The sequence below is a fragment of the Chryseobacterium luquanense genome (genome assembly GCF_026460945.1).
Lineage (GTDB): Bacteria > Bacteroidota > Bacteroidia > Flavobacteriales > Weeksellaceae > Chryseobacterium > Chryseobacterium luquanense.
Map to the genome: position 1 here is coordinate 93,704 of NZ_JAOVZV010000018.1, position 22,511 is coordinate 116,214.

The 22,511-nt window shown below is 35.4% G+C and carries 24 protein-coding genes; 22 read left to right on the forward strand and 2 right to left on the reverse strand.

Annotated elements, in window-relative coordinates; genetic code table 11:
* The first annotated feature begins 394 nt into the window (after positions 1-394).
* The 21 genes from OEA66_RS15920 to OEA66_RS16020 all read left to right on the forward strand — a co-directional run bounded on the left by OEA66_RS15920 (position 395) and on the right by OEA66_RS16020 (position 19,421).
* Positions 395-1,720, forward strand: a complete 1,326-nt coding sequence (locus tag OEA66_RS15920; RefSeq protein WP_267282302.1) for a phenylacetate--CoA ligase family protein — start codon at positions 395-397, stop codon at positions 1,718-1,720.
* Positions 1,717-2,802, forward strand: a complete 1,086-nt coding sequence (locus OEA66_RS15925) for a 2Fe-2S iron-sulfur cluster-binding protein (RefSeq protein ID WP_267282303.1) — start codon at positions 1,717-1,719, stop codon at positions 2,800-2,802. Before OEA66_RS15920 ends, OEA66_RS15925 begins: the two co-directional genes overlap by 4 nt.
* 78 nt (positions 2,803-2,880) lie before the next feature.
* Complete coding sequence (gene paaA, locus OEA66_RS15930) at positions 2,881-3,816, forward strand: 1,2-phenylacetyl-CoA epoxidase subunit PaaA (RefSeq protein WP_267282304.1); 936 nt, start codon at positions 2,881-2,883, stop codon at positions 3,814-3,816.
* 123 nt (positions 3,817-3,939) lie between these two features.
* Positions 3,940-4,221, forward strand: coding sequence for a 1,2-phenylacetyl-CoA epoxidase subunit PaaB (gene paaB, locus OEA66_RS15935; RefSeq protein ID WP_034679196.1), 282 nt, complete (start codon positions 3,940-3,942; stop codon positions 4,219-4,221).
* On the forward strand, positions 4,221-4,970 hold the full coding sequence (gene paaC, locus OEA66_RS15940; RefSeq protein ID WP_267282305.1) for a 1,2-phenylacetyl-CoA epoxidase subunit PaaC: 750 nt from the start codon (positions 4,221-4,223) through the stop codon (positions 4,968-4,970). Before paaB ends, paaC begins: the two co-directional genes overlap by 1 nt.
* Before the next feature lie 158 nt (positions 4,971-5,128).
* A complete protein-coding gene (locus OEA66_RS15945) occupies positions 5,129-5,374 on the forward strand; it encodes a hypothetical protein (RefSeq protein ID WP_267282306.1) in 246 nt (81 codons plus the stop codon).
* Positions 5,371-5,835, forward strand: coding sequence for a 1,2-phenylacetyl-CoA epoxidase subunit PaaD (gene paaD / locus OEA66_RS15950; RefSeq protein ID WP_267282307.1), 465 nt, complete (start codon positions 5,371-5,373; stop codon positions 5,833-5,835). Before OEA66_RS15945 ends, paaD begins: the two co-directional genes overlap by 4 nt.
* A 127-nt stretch (positions 5,836-5,962) precedes the next feature.
* Entirely contained in the window at positions 5,963-6,763 is an 801-nt protein-coding gene (locus OEA66_RS15955; RefSeq protein ID WP_267282308.1) for an enoyl-CoA hydratase/isomerase family protein, read from the forward strand.
* An 83-nt stretch (positions 6,764-6,846) separates the two neighbouring features.
* The gene (locus tag OEA66_RS15960; RefSeq protein ID WP_267282309.1) at positions 6,847-7,983 is read left to right on the forward strand and encodes a 3-hydroxyacyl-CoA dehydrogenase NAD-binding domain-containing protein; all 1,137 of its coding nucleotides are present in this window, start codon (positions 6,847-6,849) and stop codon (positions 7,981-7,983) included.
* An 88-nt stretch (positions 7,984-8,071) separates the two neighbouring features.
* Positions 8,072-8,401, forward strand: coding sequence for a hypothetical protein (locus OEA66_RS15965; RefSeq protein ID WP_267282310.1), 330 nt, complete (start codon positions 8,072-8,074; stop codon positions 8,399-8,401).
* A 72-nt stretch (positions 8,402-8,473) separates the two neighbouring features.
* Entirely contained in the window at positions 8,474-8,887 is a 414-nt protein-coding gene (locus tag OEA66_RS15970) for a PaaI family thioesterase (RefSeq protein ID WP_267282311.1), read from the forward strand.
* A gap of 82 nt (positions 8,888-8,969) precedes the next feature.
* Entirely contained in the window at positions 8,970-10,178 is a 1,209-nt protein-coding gene (gene pcaF, locus OEA66_RS15975) for a 3-oxoadipyl-CoA thiolase (RefSeq protein WP_267282312.1), read from the forward strand.
* Between the two features lie 131 nt (positions 10,179-10,309).
* A complete protein-coding gene (locus tag OEA66_RS15980) occupies positions 10,310-10,903 on the forward strand; it encodes an acyltransferase (RefSeq protein ID WP_267282313.1) in 594 nt (197 codons plus the stop codon).
* Positions 10,904-10,972: 69 nt separating this feature from the next.
* A complete protein-coding gene (locus OEA66_RS15985) occupies positions 10,973-11,551 on the forward strand; it encodes a transposase (protein WP_267282314.1) in 579 nt (192 codons plus the stop codon).
* 169 nt (positions 11,552-11,720) lie between these two features.
* Positions 11,721-12,548, forward strand: coding sequence for an alpha/beta hydrolase (locus tag OEA66_RS15990; protein ID WP_267282315.1), 828 nt, complete (start codon positions 11,721-11,723; stop codon positions 12,546-12,548).
* Between the two features lie 102 nt (positions 12,549-12,650).
* Complete coding sequence (paaZ, locus tag OEA66_RS15995; RefSeq protein ID WP_267282316.1) at positions 12,651-15,146, forward strand: phenylacetic acid degradation bifunctional protein PaaZ; 2,496 nt, start codon at positions 12,651-12,653, stop codon at positions 15,144-15,146.
* 144 nt (positions 15,147-15,290) lie between these two features.
* Entirely contained in the window at positions 15,291-16,025 is a 735-nt protein-coding gene (locus tag OEA66_RS16000; protein ID WP_267282317.1) for a DUF4241 domain-containing protein, read from the forward strand.
* Between the two features lie 3 nt (positions 16,026-16,028).
* On the forward strand, positions 16,029-16,718 hold the full coding sequence (locus OEA66_RS16005; protein ID WP_267282318.1) for an SMUG2 DNA glycosylase family protein: 690 nt from the start codon (positions 16,029-16,031) through the stop codon (positions 16,716-16,718).
* Between the two features lie 21 nt (positions 16,719-16,739).
* Positions 16,740-17,504: a methyltransferase domain-containing protein gene (locus OEA66_RS16010; protein ID WP_267282319.1), complete on the forward strand. Its 765-nt coding sequence runs from the start codon at positions 16,740-16,742 to the stop codon at positions 17,502-17,504.
* A 287-nt stretch (positions 17,505-17,791) separates the two neighbouring features.
* Complete coding sequence (locus tag OEA66_RS16015) at positions 17,792-18,556, forward strand: enoyl-CoA hydratase/isomerase family protein (protein WP_267282320.1); 765 nt, start codon at positions 17,792-17,794, stop codon at positions 18,554-18,556.
* A 127-nt stretch (positions 18,557-18,683) separates the two neighbouring features.
* A complete protein-coding gene (locus OEA66_RS16020; protein ID WP_267282321.1) occupies positions 18,684-19,421 on the forward strand; it encodes a hypothetical protein in 738 nt (245 codons plus the stop codon).
* Between the two features lie 115 nt (positions 19,422-19,536).
* Here OEA66_RS16020 and OEA66_RS16025 read toward each other — a convergent pair whose 3' ends face one another.
* Both OEA66_RS16025 and OEA66_RS16030 read right to left on the reverse strand, forming a co-directional pair.
* Positions 19,537-20,079 carry a GNAT family N-acetyltransferase gene (locus OEA66_RS16025; protein ID WP_267282322.1) on the reverse strand — a complete coding sequence of 181 codons (543 nt, stop codon included), beginning with the start codon at positions 20,077-20,079 and terminating at the stop codon, positions 19,537-19,539.
* Between the two features lie 112 nt (positions 20,080-20,191).
* Positions 20,192-21,793, reverse strand: coding sequence for a class I SAM-dependent methyltransferase (locus OEA66_RS16030; protein ID WP_267282323.1), 1,602 nt, complete (start codon positions 21,791-21,793; stop codon positions 20,192-20,194).
* Positions 21,794-21,893: 100 nt separating this feature from the next.
* On the opposite strand from OEA66_RS16030, the gene OEA66_RS16035 reads away from it, so the two are divergent.
* The gene (locus OEA66_RS16035; protein ID WP_267282324.1) at positions 21,894-22,511 is read left to right on the forward strand and encodes a hypothetical protein; all 618 of its coding nucleotides are present in this window, start codon (positions 21,894-21,896) and stop codon (positions 22,509-22,511) included.

Here is a 22,511-nt window from a genome sequence, read left to right on the forward strand (position 1 = left end):
AATTATTCTTCTTTATGCAAAAATCGGGACTTTTTCAGAAATATGACTTATATAAATTACAGAATAGTTTACCAATTTTACAGATTTTTTTGTAATCATTTCGTTTTCAAATTAAATTATTGATTTTTATGTTTTTTTAAAAAATTAAGGTCTTCCGATTAATTAAAAATATAGAAATATTGAACTTCTAAATTATAGCTGAACCTGCTGCAATTAAGTTTGAGTTAGTTTAAGACCTTTACTATTTAAATTCGAAACAATGCAATATTCAAGAATTGAATAATGAGATCATAATCAATGCTATTTAGAATAATTCAAAATATGATAAATATCAGCGTTTTTTTTGTTAAATGAAATTTTCTTTTTAATTTTACCTAACAAATGTTAGTTAGTTATGGGTGCGGATTTTTCAGTTGAATACTTACAGCTCGACCAATTGAGACAGCTCCAGTCGGAAAGACTGGTGAATTTGGTGGGTTACCTTGAGCAGAAATCAGATTTTTATAAAGGAAAGTTTGATGAATTAGGAATATCAACTGGGGAAATAAGGACAATTGAAGATATTTCAAAACTTCCTATAACCTATAAACAGGATTTAAGAGACAATTATCCGTTCGGATTGTTTACCGTTCCAAAAAATGAACTGCAAAGAATTCACTGTTCAAGCGGAACAACAGGAAAACCGACAGTCGTTGGCTATACTGAAGAAGACGTTGATCTTTTCAGTGAAGTGGTGGCGAGATCATTAAATGCCGCCGGAGCCAAACCGGGAATGCAGTTACATAACGCTTATGGCTACGGAATTTTCACAGGTGGACTCGGACTTCATTATGGTGCAGAAAAATTAGGAATGAGCGTTCTTCCGATTTCGGGAGGAATGACTTCAAGACAGGTTGATCTCATTATCGATTTTCAGCCGGAGGTTCTTTGCTGTTCGCCTTCTTACGCATTAACCATCGCTGATGAGTTTGCAAAAAGAGGAATCTCAGCAGATGAAATCAGTTTAAAATATGCCGTTTTAGGTTCAGAACCGTGGACGGAAATCATCAGACATCACATCGAAGAAAGGCTGGGCGTACATGCAACCAATATTTATGGTTTAAGTGAAATTATTGGTCCAGGAGTTTCGATGGAAGATTTTGAGGAGAAAGGAGGCTCTTACATTTGGGAAGATCATTTTTATCCTGAAATTTTAGATCCGGTTACCAGAGAACCGCTTCCTTACGGCGAAGAAGGTGTGTTGGTGATCACTACTTTAACTAAAAAAGCGATGCCGCTTCTCCGTTACTGGACGAATGATATTACAAGTCTGTACTATGACGAAAATGCCAAAAGAACCATGGTTAAAATGAAACCGATTCTGGGCAGAGCCGATGATATGCTGATTGTACGAGGCGTAAATGTTTACCCAAGTCAGATTGAAGAAGCTTTTTCTCATGTAAAAGGTGTGGTTCCGAATTATTATCTGACTCCGATTGAGAAAGAACAAATGTGTGTGGCACTCGATATTGACGTTGAAATTGATGATGAATTGGTGACCTCAGAAAATTTAAATATAAATTCAGATGAATATCTTATTTTCGCAGGAAATTTTGGAAAAAGCATCGAAAACGAAATAAAAAGGAGGGTAGGAATTACCACGAAAGTGAAAATTCACGCTCAGGATAGCTTACCGAAATGCGAAGGTGGAAAAATTAACAGAATACTAAAGACAAAATGAATTCATTTTATAAATTAAAAACTGTAAAAGTTCAGAAAGATACCAATGACGCAGTGAATGTAGCATTGGAAATTCCTGAGGAGCTGAAGGATAAGTTCAGGTTCAAACAGGGGCAGTATCTGAATTTTAAATTAATGGTTAACGGCAATGAAGAGCGCCGTTCTTATTCTATCTGCAATGCGCCGAGCGAAAAAAGCAACACACTTGAAGTTTTAGTAAAGCTTTTGGAAGGCGGAAGAGTTTCCGGATATTTCAATGAGCATCTTCACATGGATGAGGTTTTGGAAGTGATGCCTCCGATGGGCGGTTTTAATACTTCTTATCATCCGACCAACACAAAAATCTACGTTGGATTGGCTGCAGGAAGCGGAATCAGTCCGATTCTTTCTAATTTGAAGGAAAGTCTTTACCAGGAACCGAATTCCAACGCGTATCTTTTCTACAGCAACAGAAGCATGAATCATGTGATGAAAAAAGCTGAGATTGATAAGTTGGTAGAGCAGTTCAACGGTAGACTGAAAGTGGTTTATCTGGTAAGCCGTGAAAAACACGCCGACCCGATTTTTGAGGGAAGAATTTCTCCTGAAAAACTGGATCATTTATTTGAAAGATATACCGATATCGACGTGAAGGAAGCTACTTATTTTATTTGTGGGCCTTCGGAGATGATTAAAGGGATTTCTGATTATTTAAAGAAAGATAAAAAAGTTCCGGCAATTCAGGTTTTGTTTGAATATTTCTCGGCTCCGGACGAAGAAGATTCTGCGGAAATGAGCGATGAATTCAAGGCCATTGCCAATATTGAAAGTATGGTAACGGTGATTATCGATGATGATGAATATTCGTTCCATTTGAATTCAAAAAAAGAGAGTATCTTAGATAAAGCATTGAAAGACAATCTTCCAGTGCCTTTTGCCTGCAAAGGAGGAGTTTGCTGTACGTGTAAAGCGGAAGTTCTCGAAGGAGAAGTTTTCATGGAGAAAAATTTCGCATTGACCGAAGACGAAGTAGCCAGAGGTTTTGTTCTGACTTGCCAGTGTCACCCGACAACGAATGTGGTGATGCTAAATTATGATGTTTAATTTTTTGTAAAATGTAACATTGTATAATGTAAAAAGTACATTGTACAGCCGACATTTTACTTTAATACAAAAATTGATATGGACTTAGAAAAATTCGTACAATACGTACACGACGAAAATAAAGTAGAACCAAAAGATGTAATGCCCGATGATTACAGAAAATTATTGGTTCGTCAGATTTCACAGCATGCGCATTCTGAGATTGTCGGGATGTTGCCGGAAGCCAACTGGGTTTCCAGAGCACCTTCTTTGAGAAGAAAAATGGCTCTTTTAGCTAAAGTTCAGGATGAAGCAGGTCACGGTTTATATCTTTATTCTGCAACTGAAACTTTAGGAAACGGAACCATCAGAGCTGACAGAGATGCGACTTACGAAGATATGTTGGAAGGAAAAGCGAAATACTCAAGTATTTTTAATTATCCAACATTAAGCTGGGCAGATATCGGAGCGATCGGTTGGTTGGTTGACGGTGCAGCAATCATGAATCAGGTAATGTTGATGGGAAATTCTTATGGTCCTTATTCAAGAGCCATGGTGAAAATCTGTAAAGAAGAATCTTTCCACCAAAGACAGGGTTACGAGATTTTAATGGCACTTTGCCGTGGAACAAAACAGCAGAAAGAAATGGCTCAGGCTTCACTAAACCGTTTCTGGTGGCCGGCTCTAATGATGTTTGGCCCGAATGACGACAGTTCGCCCAACTCTAAAATCTCTATGAACTACAGAGTCAAAAGAGAGAGCAACGACAGTCTTCGTCAGAGATTTATCGACGTTACTGTTTCTCAGGCTGAATTTTTAGGCTTAACTGTTCCGGATAAAGATTTAAAATGGAACGAGGAAAGACAACATTATGATTTCGGAGAACTTCCATGGGATGAATTCATGGAAATCTTAAAAGGAAACGGCCCTGCAAACAAAAAAAGACTGCAGACCAAAGTAAAAGCGCAGCAGGAAAACCTTTGGGTAAAAGAAGCGGCGAAAGCTTTTGCGGAGAAACAACAAAAAGTAATATAATTTGAAAATGTGCTAATTTGAAAATTTGAAAATGACCTAAACGAGTTTATTATTCTCAAATTTTCATTTACGACACTTAATCAATTTTCAAATTAACTAATTTTCAAATTTTCAAATTTTATTATGGCAAATTTAGATATGTGGGAAGTGTTTATTCAGACTAAACCAGGATTATCTCACAAACACGTTGGAATTGTACAGGCGCCAACAGCAGAAATGGCTTTGCAGAACGCAAGAGACGTTTATACAAGAAGAAAAGAAGGAACTTCTGTTTGGGTAGTTCCAAGTAAATATATCGTGACCTCAGAAGGAATCGACAAAGAAGCTTTCTTTGATCCGGCTGATGATAAATTGTACCGTCACCCGACGTTCTACGATATTCCTAACGATGTAAAAAATATGTAATGAGCGCACTATTCAATTATTTATTAAAGTTTGCAGACGACAGTTTCATCATGGGACAAAGATTGTCTGCATGGTGCGGTGAAGGTCCTTATTTAGAGGAAGATATTGCATTAACAAACATTGCTTTGGACGAACTTGGTCAGGCAAACAACTTTTATGTTTACGCTTCAAGAGTGGCTGATAATGGTAAAAGTGAAGACGATTTGGCATTTTTAAGATATGAACATGAATATGTAAACGCACATTGGACAGAACTTCCCAACGAAGATTATGCTCAGACCATTTTGAAAGTGTATGTTTTCGCAGTGTATCAAAAGTTGATGTATGAAGCTTTGTCGAATTCAACGAACGAAGAACTTTCGGCTATCGCTCAGAAATCTCTGAAAGAAGTTAGATATCATTACACGCACGCTGCGTCATGGATGAAAATTTTCGGACATGGAACTGAAGAAAGCAAAATGCGTCTGGAAAGATCCATCGAAAATATCTGGGAATACACCAAAGGTTTATTTGCAAAAACAGAAGGCGAAGATGATTTAATTGCTTTAAACATCGCTCCGAATGTTGATGCTTTGTATGAAGATTTTGTATCAATTACCACCAAAGATTTTGCAGATTTCGGTTTAGAATATCCTGCCAATCCGTTTATGCAGCCAAAATCAAGAACAGGTTATCACACGGAATACTTTGGATTTATCCTTTGTGAATTGCAGTATATGCAGAGAGCATATCCGGGATGTACATGGTAGATTTTTTGATGTAACAATTTAGCAGTTCATCAATTTAACAATTTGAACTGCGATTGAAATTATACTTTGTTGACTTGGCTAAGTGAAACGCCTTTGCGAACTTAAAACAGTTAGTAGTCAAAAAAATCTTTGCGCACTTTGCGTTTAAATTTTTATAAATGAAGGGACGTTACTTTAAATTATTGATTATTGTTTTAATTATTTTAATTCCTGTTTTTTATTTTGGAGTAATCAATACAAAAGTCAGTTTAAAATATGAAACCAATAACCCTGGTGATTGTGTTTCATATGTAACCGGAGTAAATTTATGTAAGGATATAGAACAAATGAAAATATTGATTATTACCGATATTGTTTTAATTGTTCTTTTAATGTTGAGTAGAAAAAAAATAGTAAGAGATTGAAAAATCCTTTAGAAATATTAGAATTAGTTCCCGATCCGGAAATTCCGGTGATCAATATCGTGGAATTGGGTATTGTAAGAGAAGCTAAAGTTACAAGCGAAAATTCTTGCGAAGTGACGATTACGCCGACTTATTCTGCCTGTCCCGCTATGTTTACCATTGAGGAAGACATCATTAAGATCATGAAGGAAAACGGTTGGGACGCTAAAGTCGCTACCAAAATGTTTCCAATCTGGACGACAGACTGGTTGACGGATGAAGCGAGAGAAAAACTCCGTGTTTACGGAATTACACCTCCCGAAAAAGGAGCCGACGAAAACCATATCGGGAAACCAAAAAAATGTCCTCGTTGCGGCTCGATGAATTCAAAACAGATCAGCAGATTCGGGTCTACTTTGTGTAAGGCTTCGTACCAATGTTTAGACTGTCTGGAGCCGTTTGATTATTTTAAATGCCACTAAATTAATGTAACATCTAGCAATGTAAGAATGTAACAATTTTAAATGCAATAAATATTGTTATACTGGTAAACTGGTGCATTGCTACATTTTTATACGTAAATTTACATTAATCATAAAAATTAAAACTATGTACACACAACTCGATATTGAATCGCATTTTGGCGGAAAATTAAAAATCGCTTACCTCAATCAACCTGATACGATGAATGCTTTAACCAAGCCTTCGTTAGCAGATTTAAAAGATTTTGTAAAAGAATGCAGTGATGATCCCACAGTAAGATGTGTAGCCATTTCAGGAAGAGGAAGAGCATTCTGTTCCGGTCAGAATTTAGATGATGCTTTCGTTCAGGGAAACGATCATCATGATGATGATATTATCAGAAGAATCGTAACAGATTATTACAATCCTTTGGTACTTGAAATTACCCGTTGCAAAAAACCTGTAGTTGCTTTAGTTAACGGTCCTGCTGTTGGAGCCGGTGCCATGTTGGCATTGATTTGCGACTTCGTTTTGGCGAATGATAAAGCATATTTTTCACAGGCATTCTCTAATATCGGATTGATTCCTGATACTGGCGGAACGTATTTCTTACCTAAATTATTAGGAAGACAATTGGCGAATTATTTAGCATTTACAGGCAAAAAATTATCGGCTGAAGAATCAAAAGCTTACGGTTTGGTAGCTGAAGTTTTCACTGAGGAAGAATTTAATTCAAAATCAATGGAAATTTTAGAAAAAGTTTCGAATATGCCGACCGTTGGTTTAAAATTAACCAAAAAAGCCTTTGCCGCTTCTTATAATAATTCATTGAAAGATCAATTGGAATTGGAAGGCGATTTGCAACAGGAAGCCGCAGAAACAGAAGATTTCAGAGAAGGTGTACAGGCCTTTTTACAAAAAAGAAAACCTGAATATAAAGGAAAATAATATTATAGAATTTAGAAATTAGAGGTTAGAAATTAGTTTACAAAATCTAACTTCTAACTTCTGGCTTCTAACATCTATAAATAATGAAAAACGTAGGAATAATCGGTGCCGGAACGATGGGAATTGGCATCGCACAAGTAGCCGCAACCAACGGATGCAAAGTTTGGGTCTATGACGCCAACGCAAAACAGGTAGAAACGGCAACCGTAGGTTTGGAAAAAACACTGACCAGATTGGTGGACAAGCAGAAGATTTCATCTGAAAAAATGGTTGAAATTTTATCTAATATTTCCATCGCTACAGAACTGAAGGACTTCAAAGATTGCGAACTCGTCATCGAAGCCATTATCGAAAATAAAGAAATCAAAACAAAAGTTTTCACAGAATTAGAGAAACATGTTTCTGAAAACTGTGTGATTGCTTCTAATACATCGTCCATTTCCATCACATCACTCGGTGCAGAACTGCAAAAACAGGAGCGTTTCATCGGAATTCACTTTTTCAATCCGGCTCCCTTGATGCCTTTGGTTGAAATCATTCCATCTTTACTTACCGAAAAATCTTTAGCCGAAAAAATGTACAGCCTCATGAAAGATTGGGGTAAAGTTCCTGTGATTGCCAAAGATATTCCTGGGTTTATCGTCAACAGAATCGCCCGTCCTTTTTATGGAGAAGGTTTGAGAATTGTTGAAGAAAACATCGCAACGGTAGAACAGGTTGATGACGCAATGAAAACTATAGGAAACTTCAAAATGGGACCTTTTGAGCTGATGGATTTAATTGGTGTTGATGTGAATTTCTCCGTAACAAAAACAGTTTACAACGAGTATTTCTACGATCCGAAATACAAGCCATCTCTTCTTCAGCAGAGAATGTCTGAAGCTAAACTTCACGGCAGAAAAACCGGAAAAGGATTCTATGATTATGCTGACGGAGCTGTAAAAACTGAACCAACGAAAGACGAAGCATTGTATCAGCAAATATTTTTAAGAATTGTTTCAATGTTGATCAATGATGCAGTTGAAGCCAAAAGATTAGGCATTGCGAATGATGAAGATTTGGAATTAGCCATGCAGAAAGGTGTCAATTATCCAAAAGGATTGCTGGCTTGGGGAAAAGAAATAGGATATAAAAAAATCTCTGAAACCCTACAAAATCTTTACGAAGAATATCAGGAAGAGAGATACAGACAAAGCCCGTTGCTTCGCAAATTGAATTAGACAATTTGAAAATGTGCTAATTTGAAAATTGATTAACACAGATTTCCAATTTCAAATTTTCAAATTTATTTCATTTCAAATTAATATAATGGATATAGAGGGATTCAGAGCCGAGTTAGAAACAAGGCTTCTCATTGAAAAAGAATATATAATTCAGGAACTTTCTTCAATAGATGATTATAAGGAAAAGCTTGATTTATTAGGAAGATTTAATGAAAAATATAAAGAGCTGATTAAGAGATTAGCGAATGAAAGTGGTATTGATTTAAATGCTCCTTATCCAACCGAAAACCCATCAAACTCAGGAAATCTTTCAAACGAACAGATAATTCTTGGCAAAACCATGAGCATTTACGACAAATTGGCTGATGAATTATATGAAAAAATCGCAATGATTCGTAAGCAAAAATATTTATGAAGAATGCACGATTATATATGATCTATAAAAACAATAAATATCTACGTATAAAATAACAAGCATAAATTAAAAATGAATCCAAGACAGGTTGCAAAATATATGTTTGATCAGGATTATTTTTCCCAATGGATGAATATCAAAATGATTGAAGTCAAAGAAAATTATTGTTTAATAGAAATGCCCATCAAGAAGGAAATGATTAATGGGTTAAAAACCGTTCACGGAGGTGTAACCTTCGCTTTTGCGGATTCTGCGTTAGCATTTTCGTCAAACAATACCGGCGATGCGGCAGTTGCTTTAAACTGCATTATTAATTTTACCAAAGCAGGAAAAGAAGGTGACACTTTCAGAGCAGAAAGCATTTTAGTAAATGACACCAGAAAAACTGCTGTTTATGACATTAAAATTACCAATCAAAATCAAGAATTGATTGCGAAATTTGTCGGAACGGTTTATAAAATAGGAAAAAAAATAACGGAATTATAAATAAGGTAAAATACATCAGATGTCAGATATTAGATTTGAAAATGTCTGTTGTCTGAAATCTATCATCTAAAATCTAATTAAAATGAACAACGTATACATCATAGATTACATCAGAACACCAATTTCAAAATTATCCGGTGGTCTTTCAGAAGTTAGAGCCGATGATTTGGCGGCAATCGTTCTTAAAGAAATCGTTGCAAGAAATCCTGAAGTTCCTGTTGAGGAAATTGAGGATGTTATTTTCGGATGTGCTAATCAGGCTGGTGAAGATAACAGAAACGTAGCAAGAATGGGACTTTTACTGGCCGGACTTCCGTATAAAATCGGAGGAGAAACCGTAAACAGATTATGCGCTTCAGGAATGTCGGCGATCGCGAATGCATTCCGTTCGATCGCTTCCGGAGAAGGCGAAATTTACATTGCAGGTGGCGTTGAGCACATGACGCGCTCGCCTTATGTAATGTCAAAACCAAGTACCGCTTTTGGAAGAGACAGCCAGATGTTTGACACGACTTTCGGATGGAGATTTGTGAATCCCAAAATGAAAGAAATGTACGGTGTAGACACGATGGGAGACACCGCTGAAAATTTGGCAGAAATGCACAACATCAGCCGTGAAGATCAGGATAAATTTGCCCTTTGGTCTCAACAAAAAGCGACTAAAGCTCAGGAAAGCGGAAGATTGGCAGAAGAAATTGTAAAAGTTGAAATTCCACAAAGAAAAGGCGAACCGAAAATTTTTGATACAGACGAATTTATCAAACCAACCTCTTCAATGGAAGGATTAGGAAAACTTCTTCCCGCTTTCAGAAAAGAGGGCGGAACAGTAACGGCTGGAAACGCTTCTGGAATGAACGACGGAGCAGCAGCTTTAATTTTAGCAAGCGAAGAAGCTGTAAAAAAATATGACTTAAAACCGAAGGCGAAAATCTTAGGATCATCCGTTGCCGGCGTTGAACCAAGAATTATGGGAATCGGTCCGGTTGAAGCGACTCAGAAATTGTTGAAAAGGCTAAATCTTTCATTGGAAGACATGGATATTATCGAATTAAACGAAGCTTTTGCTTCGCAGTCTTTGGCTGTAACGAGAAGTTTAGGTTTAAAAGATGATGATTCAAGAGTAAATCCAAATGGAGGCGCAATTGCCATTGGGCATCCACTTGGAGTTTCCGGAGCAAGAATTATCGGTTCTGCAGCTTTGGAACTTCAGAAACAAAATAAAAAATATGCGTTGTGTACGCTTTGTATCGGTGTCGGACAAGGGTATGCAATGGTGATTGAAAAAGTATAACTTTTTCAATAATGTAACAAAATAGCAATGTATTAATATAACAATCTACCGATCTACCATTATTCGAAGTATTTTGATTGGTAAACTGGTACATTGATACATTGTTAGATTTAAATTTTAATTAAAAATTAATGAATATCTACTCATATCACGGAATTCGCCCCATCATCAAACCATCTGCTTACGTTCATCCGCAGGCGGTGATTATTGGAAATGTGGAAATCGGCGAAGAGGTTTATGTCGGTCCCAATGCGGTGATTCGTGGCGACTGGGGTAAAATTATTGTGAAAGACGGTGCGAATGTTCAGGAAAACTGTACACTTCACGTTTTTCCGGGAATTGAAACTATTTTGGAAGAATCCGCACACATCGGTCACGGAGCGATTATTCATTCTGGACATATCGGTAGAAACTGTCTGGTTGGAATGAATGCTGTTGTCATGGACAAAGCCGTAATCGGTGATGAATGCATAATTGGTGCGCTGGCTTTTGTTCCGGCAAATTTCAGATGTGATGCGAGAAAATTGATCGTTGGAAGTCCGGCAAAAATTATCCGTGATGTTTCTGACGAAATGATCAAATGGAAAACGGAAGGAACAAAATTGTATCAGGACTTGGCGAGAGAAGGGAAGGATGCGATTCAACTGTGTGAACCTTTTACGGAATATGTTCAGCAAATTCCTACGAAGGTTGTTGATTATGGGATTTGGGATGATGTGAAGTGATTTGACTTATCCTGATAAACCTCATAGGTTTCAAAAACCTATGAGGTTTGAATAAAAACGAATGAAGAAATGTCAAATAAAGAAAGTTTTGAATTAGGATACGTTTATCATGTCTACACGCATGGTAATGGAAAAGATTTGATTTTTCGGGAGAATGAAAACTACAGGTATTTTTTAGATAAGCTTTTAAAATATATTGCTCCAATAGCTGAAATATATGCATATTGTTTAATGCCAAATCATTTTCATCTACTTTTAAGGTTTAAAAATTTAAAATCAATTCCAGATAATGATGAACATAAATATTTGATGAAGCAGTTCAGCAACTTTTTAAATGGCTATGCAAAAGCGTACAACAAAAAATACAGTAGAAAAGGAGCTCTTTTTCTTGATTATTTAAAACGTAAAAGAGTAGATGATGAAAAATACTTAAAGAAATTATTTCATTATATTCACAATAACCCTGTCAGTCATGGATTTGTTGAAGTTATTGATGTTTGGAAATACTCATCTTATCTTTCATACATCAACTTCCACAAGGAAAGTAAAATTGAAAGAAAAGAGATGATGCAATATTTTGATACAATAAAAGATTTTGTTGAATATCATAAGTCTAACGTTGAGTATGATTTTTTGACAAAAGAATAAAAAGCGTCAAACTCAAACCTCATAGGTTTTTAAAACCTATGAGGTTTTGGAAGAAATTCTTGAATATAGAATAGCTGTTGATAAACCGCAGCCAAACCTAACGGGTTTTTAAAACCCGTTAGGTTTAAACAAAGTATTACTAATAAAGAATTAAATTTCAGAATAAGAAATGATTAAAAAATTCCTTTTTTTCGCCGCCATTTTATTTACATTCCAATTCACGGTTTCTGCCCAGAATGGAACTGTAAAACCATTGACGATTGGGGAAATCAGAACACTAAAATCTGAAATCTTAAAAGAAGAAAGAGCGCTAAATATTTATCTTCCGCAGAATTTTGACAAAACAAAATCCTATCCGATCATTTATCTTTTGGATGGAAGTATAAATGAAGATTTTATTCACGTAACAGGGTTAGTGCAGTTCTTTAATCAGATGTATTCAATGCCGGAAACGATTGTGGTTGGAATTGCAAATGTCGACAGAAAAAGAGACTTCACTTTTCATACGGATTTAAAGGATTTACAGAAAGATTATCCTACTACCGGACATTCAGATAAATTCATCAATTTTCTTGAGAAAGAACTTAAACCTTACATCGAAAATCAGTTTAAAACTACTGACACTTATCTATTTGGACAGTCTTTGGGTGGACTTTTAGCAACAGAAATTCTGCTGAAAAAACCTGAAATGTTTAATAATTATTTTATTATCAGTCCGAGTTTGTGGTGGGATGATGAAAGTCTTTTGAAACTGGCACCGCAATTATTAGCGAAAAGTAACGATACCAGGAAATTTGTTTACATTTCTGTCGGAAAAGGCGAACACAAAGTGATGGTTAAGGACGCGGAAGATTTATATGATATCCTGAAAAAATCAAATAAGAAAAACTGGAAGATAGAATATAAAATGATGGAAACAGATAATCACGCAACAATTCTTCACAGAAGTCTGTATGAGGGATTGGTGAAACTGTTTCCGTATCAGGAACCTAAATAAATGTAACAATATAACAATGTGAAAATCTAATAATTTAAATTTTTCTAAGAATTGCTAAACTGTTAAACTGATACATTGTTGAACTAAAATATAAAATATTTTATGGAAAAATTAAAAAACTATATCCACGGCGAATGGGTGGAAGGCACCGGAAACGGAATTCCTTTGTACAACGCTGTGACGGGAGAGCAGGTTGCCATTTCAGATACAGAAGGACTGAATTTTGAACAGGCTCTCGATTTCGGAAGAACAGTCGGCTATAAAAATCTTTCATCCATGACATTTTACGATCGTGGGGAAATGTTGAAAAAAGTAGCACTGTGTCTTTTGGAAAGAAAGAAAAAATATTACGATTTATCCTATAAAACCGGTGCAACTCACGCAGATTCATGGGTTGATATTGAAGGTGGTTTTGGAACATTTTTCACGTATTCAGGATTGGCAAAAAGAATGCTTCCGAATACACCGTTTTGGGTAGATGGGGAAACTCAGAAAATTTCTGCTAACGGAACTTTTCTCGGAACTCATATATTGACACCGAGTGAAGGAGTTTCTGTACAAATCAATGCATACAATTTTCCTGTTTGGGGAATGTTGGAAAAACTGTCGACCTCTTTATTGGCTGGTGTTCCAAGCATTGTGAAGCCTTCGCCTTACGGTTCTTATTTAACGAACGCTGTTTTTCAGGATATGATTGAAAGTGGCGTTCTTCCGGAAGGTGCGCTGCAACTGGTTTGCGGTGAGCCGGGAAATATTCTGGATTATGTTCAGGATGGCGATTCCGTATTGTTCACAGGTTCTGCTGCGACGGGTAGAAAATTAAAATCTTTACCATCCGTTTCAGGAAATTCCGTTCGTTTCAACATGGAAGCCGATTCTCTGAACTGTTCAATCCTTGGATTGGATGCAAAACCGGGAACGCCGGAATTTGATTTGTTCATCAAAGAAGTTCGTACCGAAATGACGACTAAAGCCGGACAGAAATGTACAGCAATCAGAAGAATTTTGGTTCCTGAAAACTTAATTGGTGATGTCCAAAATGCTCTGTCAAAAGCTTTAGACCAGACAAAAATCGGAAACCCGCTAAGCAGAGAAACAAGAATGGGTTCTTTGGTTGGCAAACAGCAGTATGACGAGGTTTTAAGAAAAGTAGACATTCTAAAAACTGAAAACGAACTGATTTATGACGGAAAGCATGAGTTGGTAGATGCAGATTATGACAATGGCGCATTTATGTCTCCGAAACTGTTCTTGAATGACTCTCCGTTTACCAAAAATATCTCTCACGATGTCGAAGCTTTCGGTCCGGTTTCTACGCTGATGCCTTACAAAGATGCGGATGAAGCGGCTGCTTTGGCTAAAAGAGGAAAAGGAAGTTTGGTAGGTTCAATCGTTTCTTACGATGAAAAATTTGTAGCCGAAACGTCATGGAAAATGGCTTCTCAGCACGGAAGAATTTTCGTATTAAACAGAGACAATGCAAAAGAGAGTACAGGTCACGGATCTCCGCTTCCGACTTTGATGCACGGTGGTCCGGGAAGAGCTGGTGGTGGCGAGGAAATGGGCGGACTGAACGGTCTTCATTTCTTCCTTCAAAAAACGGCCATTCAGGGTTCACCGGATATTTTGACGGCGATTACAAAAGTGTATCAGCAAGGCGCTGAGAAAAAATATTCAGACAAACATCCTTTCCAAAAGTACTTTGAGGAAGTTGAGGTTGGGGATTCTCTGGAAACAGCAGGAAGAACGGTTACGGATGCAGATATTGTGAACTTCTCCAATGTTTCGTGGGATCATTTCTACGCACATACAGATGCGACAAGTTTATCAGGAACGATTTTCGATAAAACCGTTGCCCACGGATATTTTATCCTTTCTGCAGCCGCCGGATTGTTTGTTTCAGGTAAAAAAGGTCCTGTTATCGCCAATTACGGATTGGAAAACTGTTCGTTCTTCAAACCGGTTTATGCAGGAGATACGATTACCGTTTATTTAACGGCAAAAGAAAAAATCAACCGAGGTGTGAAAGGAAGAAATATTCCTTCAGGCGTTGTAAAATGGTTGGTTGAAGTAGTAAACCAAAGAAATGAGGTGGTTTGTGTAGCGACAATTTTAACGTTGGTGGCAAAACATTCTCCATTTATCGATTTTAAAGTTCAGAATATTCAGAAAAAACTAAATGCACTGACCGAAAAAACGCAACCTATTTTTGGAGATTTCACCCCGCAATTGATGGTTGAACATTTGGAAGAAGTTCTAAGAAACGGTTTTGGTGATTTGAAGCCACAGGATTTTGATGGAATTCCGGAAGAAAAATTAGAAAAACTTCAGGATTGGCTGTACACAGATAAAAAGATCCGTCCGGGAGCGCAATATCCTTTATGGAAAGAAGGCGAAGTTCCTCAGAATAAACATAAAAATCTGGATGCCGCTAAAACGCAGTTAATAGAAACGCTAAAAGAGTTTACGGTCTATTTCAAGGAAAATCCTTTTGCAGAACATTATAATCCACGATTCGGGCATTTAAATAAAGAGATGATGGAGCTTTTCCAGAGAAAGCACTTTACACATCATTTTGAGCAGTTTGGATTGATTTAAATTAATAAAAGTATACCAATTGAGCAGTGTAACAATTTTGTTGCACTGTTTTTTTTATAATCTTTTGTTAAACTGCTTTTTGTATTTCACCTTATGATTTTTATTCCTTATTTTCAAACTTAAAATCAATTCAAAATATTTATCATGGAAAAAAATTGGCAGCAGAAATACGAAGAGGTAAAAGATATTCTTATTTGTCCAACAGATTTAGAATCTTATTTTACTTCTGAAGAAATTGCTGGAGAGAAAATGGAAGTCATGGAAATAGGAGACGTTTCTCTTCCTTCAGGAAAAGTGGTGGTAAGAGATCCGTTGGTTTCTCTGAACGCCAATCAATCTCCTTATTTTGTTCAGGCTCCGAAAGGGAATTTTCCTGTTACAATTGCTGTTGTGAAATCCGAAGATTGGGGCGACCGATATGCCGTTGTAAAAGTTGAATTTACCAAAGAAAAACCTATTATTTACAGAGAAGCTTTAGTAGGAATCGAGGAGTTGGAAGACGTAACTGAAGATGATTTTTTTGGTTTCGGAGTAGATGCAGGTTTGGGTTGTATCACTGATTCAGAAGTTCTTCCTTTCGTAGATAAATTTGTGGATGAAACTGATGTTGATAATCTTTACGATGATTATTTTGCTGAACTTTTTGCACAAAGCTATAAAGACAATCCAAACAACCAGAGAGATGCAGGAGATTGGATCAATTGGAAAGTACCAAACACGACTTATCAGATTCCGATGTTTGCAAGTGGTTTTGGGGATGGGGAATATCCTGTATATTTTGGATATGATGCTAATGAAAATATTTGTGGGCTATATATTCAGTTTATTGATATTGAATTGGCTCTAAGTGAAGAAGGTGACGAAGAAGATGTAGAATAATATATGAATAAAACTTTCGCTGATCAAGTTGTCGCATTCAATCAAAATTTAAAATATGATGGAAATCTTCCTAGTGATTTTCAGGTTTTAAATCCATATTTAGACAATCCTGAAACGATGATTGTCATGGAAAAGTTTTATCATAAATATTATAATGATTCAAATCAGCGCAAATTTTTGATTGGAATTAATCCAAGCCGTCACGGAGCAGGTGTTACAGGAGTTCCGTTTACCGATACAAAACGTATGGAAAGCGTTTGCGGAATTAAAATGCAATTTGCTTACACGCACGAAATTTCTTCGGTTTTCGTATATGATATGATTGAATCTTATGGTGGTGTAAAAGAATTCTACAAAGATATTTACATCAATTCACCTTTTCCTTTGGCAATTGTAAGAAAATCTAAAGGAAGCTGGATTAATGCAAATTATTACGATGACAAAGAGCTTTTCAAAGATGTAAAAGATTTTATGATTGATTCTCTGAAGAAACACATCAGCTTAAATCTCAATACTTCGGAAGTTTTTATTTTAGGCAAAAAGAATGCGGAATTTATTTCAAAATTAAATCAGGAAGCCAATCTTTTTGATAAAATGACCGTTTTGGAGCATCCGAGATATATTCAGCAATATAAATCCAAAGAAAAAGATTTGTATATTGATAAGTATATTTTAGCACTAAAAAATAATTGATTCACCGATAAAATTTTATTTATGCCTTGGAATCCCGAAATCTACAACCAGTTTAAAAACATCCGTTATCAACCGTTTTTTGATTTAATTGAAAATATTTCTTCTGATGGTTTAAAAAAAGCAATCGACATCGGCTGTGGAACGGGCGAACAAACTCATATTTTATCAGAAAAATTTACAGATGCCATTTTTTTAGGAATCGATTCTTCCGCAGAGATGCTTGAAAAATCTACTGGTTTTGAAAATGAAAGACTAAGTTTTAAGCAAAAAACAATTGAAGAGTTGTATGATTTAGAGGAAAAATGGGATTTGATATTCAGTAACGCTGCTTTACAATGGTCAGATAATCATGAGGAATTATTCCCAAAACTGCTTTCATTGCTAAATGAAAACGGACAGTTTGCTGTACAAATGCCGGTTCAGTCTGAGAATATCCTTAATCAGATTTTATTTCAGATGGCTTCGGAAGAACCTTACCAAACTCAGCTTCAAAGTTGGAACAGAGTTTCTCCGGTTTTAAGTTTGGATGAGTATGCAAAAATGATGTTTGATGGTGGTTTGAAAGATTTAAATATCTCCATGAAAGTTTATCCGATTATTGCCGATGATGCTGAAAAACTATTTCAGTTTATTTCTGGTTCGGCTTTGATTCCATATTTGGAAATATTAGATCAAGATAATCAGGAGAAATTTATCTCTGAATATAAAAAACGTATTGTCGAAAAATTTGGAAAGTTTCCTGCTATTTACGCTTTCAAAAGGATTTTAATATACGGAAGGAAATAGTTTAAACTTTCTTAAAAAAATAAATTCCCCTTTGTTGGGGAATTTTCATTTATGTCTAGAATCGTTTTTTGAAAACATTTAGTATTTAATAAAAGTTCTCATGGGAATTAGCTTGAATACTTCTATTACAAAATAACAGATTTCCGGTAGAAGGCAATAGAGTATAAATACCTATTTTTAAAATCAGTATTTATAAGGATTGAGATTTTAATATAGAAATATTGTGCATTAAATTTTTTAACCGAACAATTGTTAGTATTTTTGTTTAAATCAATATCAGACAACTAATGAGCGATTTCGTAACATCAGAAATTAAAAACAATATTGCCGAAATAACTTTCGGAACTGCAAAAAGCAATGCTCTACCGGGAGCAATTCTTGAAAAATTGGCTCAAACTATTCTTGAAGAAGGAGCAAAAAGCGAAGTAAAAGCAATTCTTGTAAAAAGTGAAGGTGAAAAAGCTTTCTGTGCAGGAGCAAGTTTTGATGAACTTTTAGCTATTGAAGAATTGGAAGCATCTACAAAATTTTTCGGAGGTTTTGCTAAAGTTTTAAATGCAATGAGAAATTGCGGTAAAATTGTTGTCGTAAGAGTTCAGGGAAAAACAACCGGTGGTGGAGTAGGATTGGCTTGTGGAGCAGATTATTGTTTTGCAACTAAAGATTCTGCTTTGGCTTTAACGGAAATTAATTTAGGAATCGGTCCGTTTGTAATTGGTCCATATGTTGAAAGAAAAATTGGGAAATCTCAGTTTTCGGCAATGGCAATTGATGCAGATTTCAGGTCTGCAGAATGGGCAGAACAGCACAATATTTATCATTCGGTTTCTGATACAGTTGCAGAAATGGATTCTAAACTGGAGAAATTTATGACCACTCTTTCCTCAAGAAGTGAAGATGCTTTAGCTTTAATTAAAAAAGTTTCTTGGGAAGGAACTGAGTATTTCAACGAATTAATGCCAGCAAGAATTCACATGAGTGCAAGTTTGATTTTGGAAGATTCTGCAAAGAAAAATATAGAAGCAATTAAAGAAAGATTAAGAGCTAAATAAGCTAACTCAATCTAATTTATCGGAAAAAACATGAAAACACCCTTTTTAAAAAGGGTGTTTTTCCTTTAAAATGTGGCTTTCTGCAAATGTAATTTTGTAATCAAATAATTTATAAAACCTAAACATTATGAAAGCAAGATTTTTTTTAGCACTATTTTCTGTTGCAACTTTAGCTTTAAGCTGTAGTAACAATGACGATGATGAACAAATTGCACCCCAACCTGAAGCATTTACTTTTAGCGCTGTGACGGGGATGAGTACAGGGACTACTTCTGTTGCAGGAACTGCTGTACCTGCAGGATATACATGGAGTGAAGTAAAAGCGCCTCAAAGTACTTGGGGGCTTAACGGAACGATTACTGACCGTATGCTTGCAGACGATTTTCAGGTTCCTGCGGGTGAAAAATGGAATATACAGAACTTCTATTTCTATGCCTATCAAACAGGTTTTTCAGGAGCTACATTTCCGGTAAGTGAATTTTATTTTGAAATATATTCTTCTGATCCTTCAATTGCAGGAGCTGTGAAAGTGTACGGTGATATAACCACAAATCGATACGCCTCGTCTGAGGAAACAAAATGGTACAGAATATTACAAGGACAAGCGGATAATACGACCAGAAAAATTTATAAAATGAAAATAAATGCACCGGATCTTAATTTGTCTTCAGGTACTTATTGGATAAAATGGGGATCAAAAACTTCTACAGGAACTCATTTCTATCCTCAGTTTCCTCATGATGCAACCAAAATAAATAATGCACAGCAATTTGTAGTTTCAAACTCAACATGGGTAAATTTGGATGATGGCGGACAAAGAGTAAGTATGCCATTTGAAATTTCGGGAACCAAACTTCCAAACTAAAGAAAATTATAAAAAATTTAAATAACCAAATCACAAAAAACCATTCTGAATTCAGAATGGTTTTTTTTTATAGGATTGTTTTCAAAAAATTAGATTTAATCAACTGTTCAACTGTTCAACTGTTTTTATATTCTGATTTTAGCAAAGAGTATAAAACTGAATCTTCAAAAACTCCATCAACCAAATAATGTCCACGAACAATACCTTCTTTTGTAAAACCAAAGTAATCCAATAGTTTTTTTGAAGGCGTATTATTTTCGTCAATTAATGCTTCAATTCTGTTCAGATCCAATTCCTGAAAACCATACTCAATCACTTTTTGAAGAGCTTCTTTCATAAATCCTTTATTTTTAAACTCATCAGAATTTAAAGCATAACCCACTTCTGCACGATGATGTTGCGGATTCCAAGAGTGAAAACCACAATTTCCGATGATGGTGTTGCTTTCTTTTTCTACAATCTGAAAATTCAGCATCTTTTGATTATAAGATTCATAACCTTTTTGATAAATTTTTTTCTGACGGACAAACTCCTCATCAGTAACACCTAATATTTTCTTGATTTCGTCATCGTTACTCAACTCAAAAATTTTGTTCATTATTTGTGAATCAAGTTTTTTTATTAATAAACGTTCTGTTTGTATCGTTTCAAATGTCATTTTCTTTCTTTTAAATAATTATTTTCTTTCTGATTATGCAAATTTAGCAGATATAAAACAGTAAAATAAAATCTGCTTAATCCGAAATATCTGCGTGAGATTCATTAGGATTCTAACTTTTCAATAAATTAATTGAAACCGTTGCCAATTCAGAATTCGGGAATTTTCTGAATAGATCTTTGTCGGTTTTTAAACCTGCCTCAAGACAGATTTTCTTGAAAACGTCAACTTCTAAAATATATTGATCAGAAAAACCGTGTGTTGCTTCATAAGCTGTTGCCGGAGTTTTTCCTAAATTTTTAGCAGTAAGATTTGAATCTAAAGCATGAAGTTCTATAATTAAAAGTCCATTTTTTCGAATGTATGGTAACCAAAGCTCAAGATGTTCTTTTAAACTTTCTTCTACAAGATTATTTTGAAGTCTTCTCCCACGATAAGCAAATGCTCCCGTTGAAGTACTTATTCTTTCGGAATGATTGTTTTCAGGTGCTTTCCAAACTCGGTTGTGATCAAGAAAAGTTCTGATATTTAATAAATCTGAGAGATCAATCTCATAGTTTTCTTTTAAATCTTCCGCCAATTGTTTAGGATTTCCAATATCTCCCCAAATTACTTTAGCCCAAATATCATTGTTGATGAGATTCGCTCGTGTTACTTTCAAGGCAGCTTGGTTATAATCTGCACCGACCAAAAAAAGTGGATGTTCTTCTAACATTTTCCCACGAAGCGTATGTCTTTCGATGGTTTCAAAAATGTGTTGGATGAAAGCACCGTTTCCGCATCCCATATCAAGAACTCCTTTCGGCTGTAAATGAATTGGCTGATTAAAAATCTCAATAATAAAATCATTGGCAACCTTGAAATAGTTTGCATGAGAACCACCACTTCCCCAAACATTCATCGCACGATCAACATGGATTTCGTCTTCGCCTTCCGCAATTTCTCTGATTTTTGAAGCATTTCCAAATAAAAGATCTTCCATTTTATTCAGCAATGGAAGATAAGAAACGGTAACGCCATACGAAGCTGCTCTTTTGGCAAAATAAATTCCAGTTTCGGTAAATTTATAATTGTCATTCGATTTTTTAAACCAACCCAAATAAGTCATAAAATCTAAGATTACTTCGAAATTCTCTGAATTTTTATGAAATTCTGCTGCCTGAAAAGACGTTTCCATAAAATATTTGTGAAACATCCCGGTCATTCCTAGATATACAATAATTGGTCCTATGATACAGCCTTCGATGTGTTTTAAAATCTGTATCTGAACATCTTTTTCTTCGTCATAATCAGAAAACTGAATTCCAAAATTATTTTTAACGGAATCACTAAGTTGCTTAAATTCTTTGATATAGGAAACTTCGTTGATTTGATTCTTGATATTGGTAGAAAGCTTCAAAAACGGAACGACCTTAAGATAGAGCAGACTGTATTTCTGAAGAAATTGTGTTTTGTCATTCACTGAAACAGTAATAATATCATTTTCATTATCTACTTCATAATTTAAGAAATCCTGCGATCCTAATGCACGAATTGCCACATTGAGATAACCTTCATTGGCTTTAGAATTTTCTGAAAGTTCATTTAAATATATTTTCTCTCTTTGTATGATGAATGAAATAATTTCATTTTTCACCAGAGAAGTGACAATTGGCGCAGTGACAACGCCATCCAAATGTCTGAAAATTTCTGCACGTAGGATCTCTTTATCCATAAATATGTTTTTTCTAAAGTTAACAATTTGAACAAATATTTTGAAAAAAGTTTTGATATTTAAAAATTAAACATAACTTTGTAATTCAAAGCTCTTTTATATGCAATCAAAAAACTATCACGAAGACTTATCACACATTCGTTCCATGATGGAGCGTTCTTCAAGGTTTATTTCATTAAGCGGATTATCCGGAGTGGTTGCTGGTTTGGCTGCAATCATCGGAATGGGATATGTCTGTTTTGTATTTAAAAGAGAAGGACTGAATTATTTTGAAGGTGAAAGAATCACATTCAGTAAGAGTATGGTCAATGAACTGGTCATTACCGGAATTGTAATTTTAGTAGTTGCCATTTTAAGCGGATATTTTTTCACTGCCAATAAAAGCAAAAAGAAAGGTCTGAAAATTTGGGATGCGACAACCAAAAGACTTTTGTTTACCTTTGCAATCCCTTTGGTAACGGGCGGATTGGTTTGTCTTGGGCTGTTGTATCATCATTTGTTTTCATTGGTTGCTCCGGCTACATTGATTTTCTATGGTTTAGCATTGGTAAATGCAGAAAGATATACTCTCACAGATGTAAAATATCTGGGATTTTGCCAGATTGGTTTAGGATTGATTTCGTTATTCTTTTTAGGATGGGGATTAATTGCCTGGACTTTTGGCTTTGGCGTTTTGCATATCGTGTATGGTTTGATTATGCATAAGAAGTATAAGTAA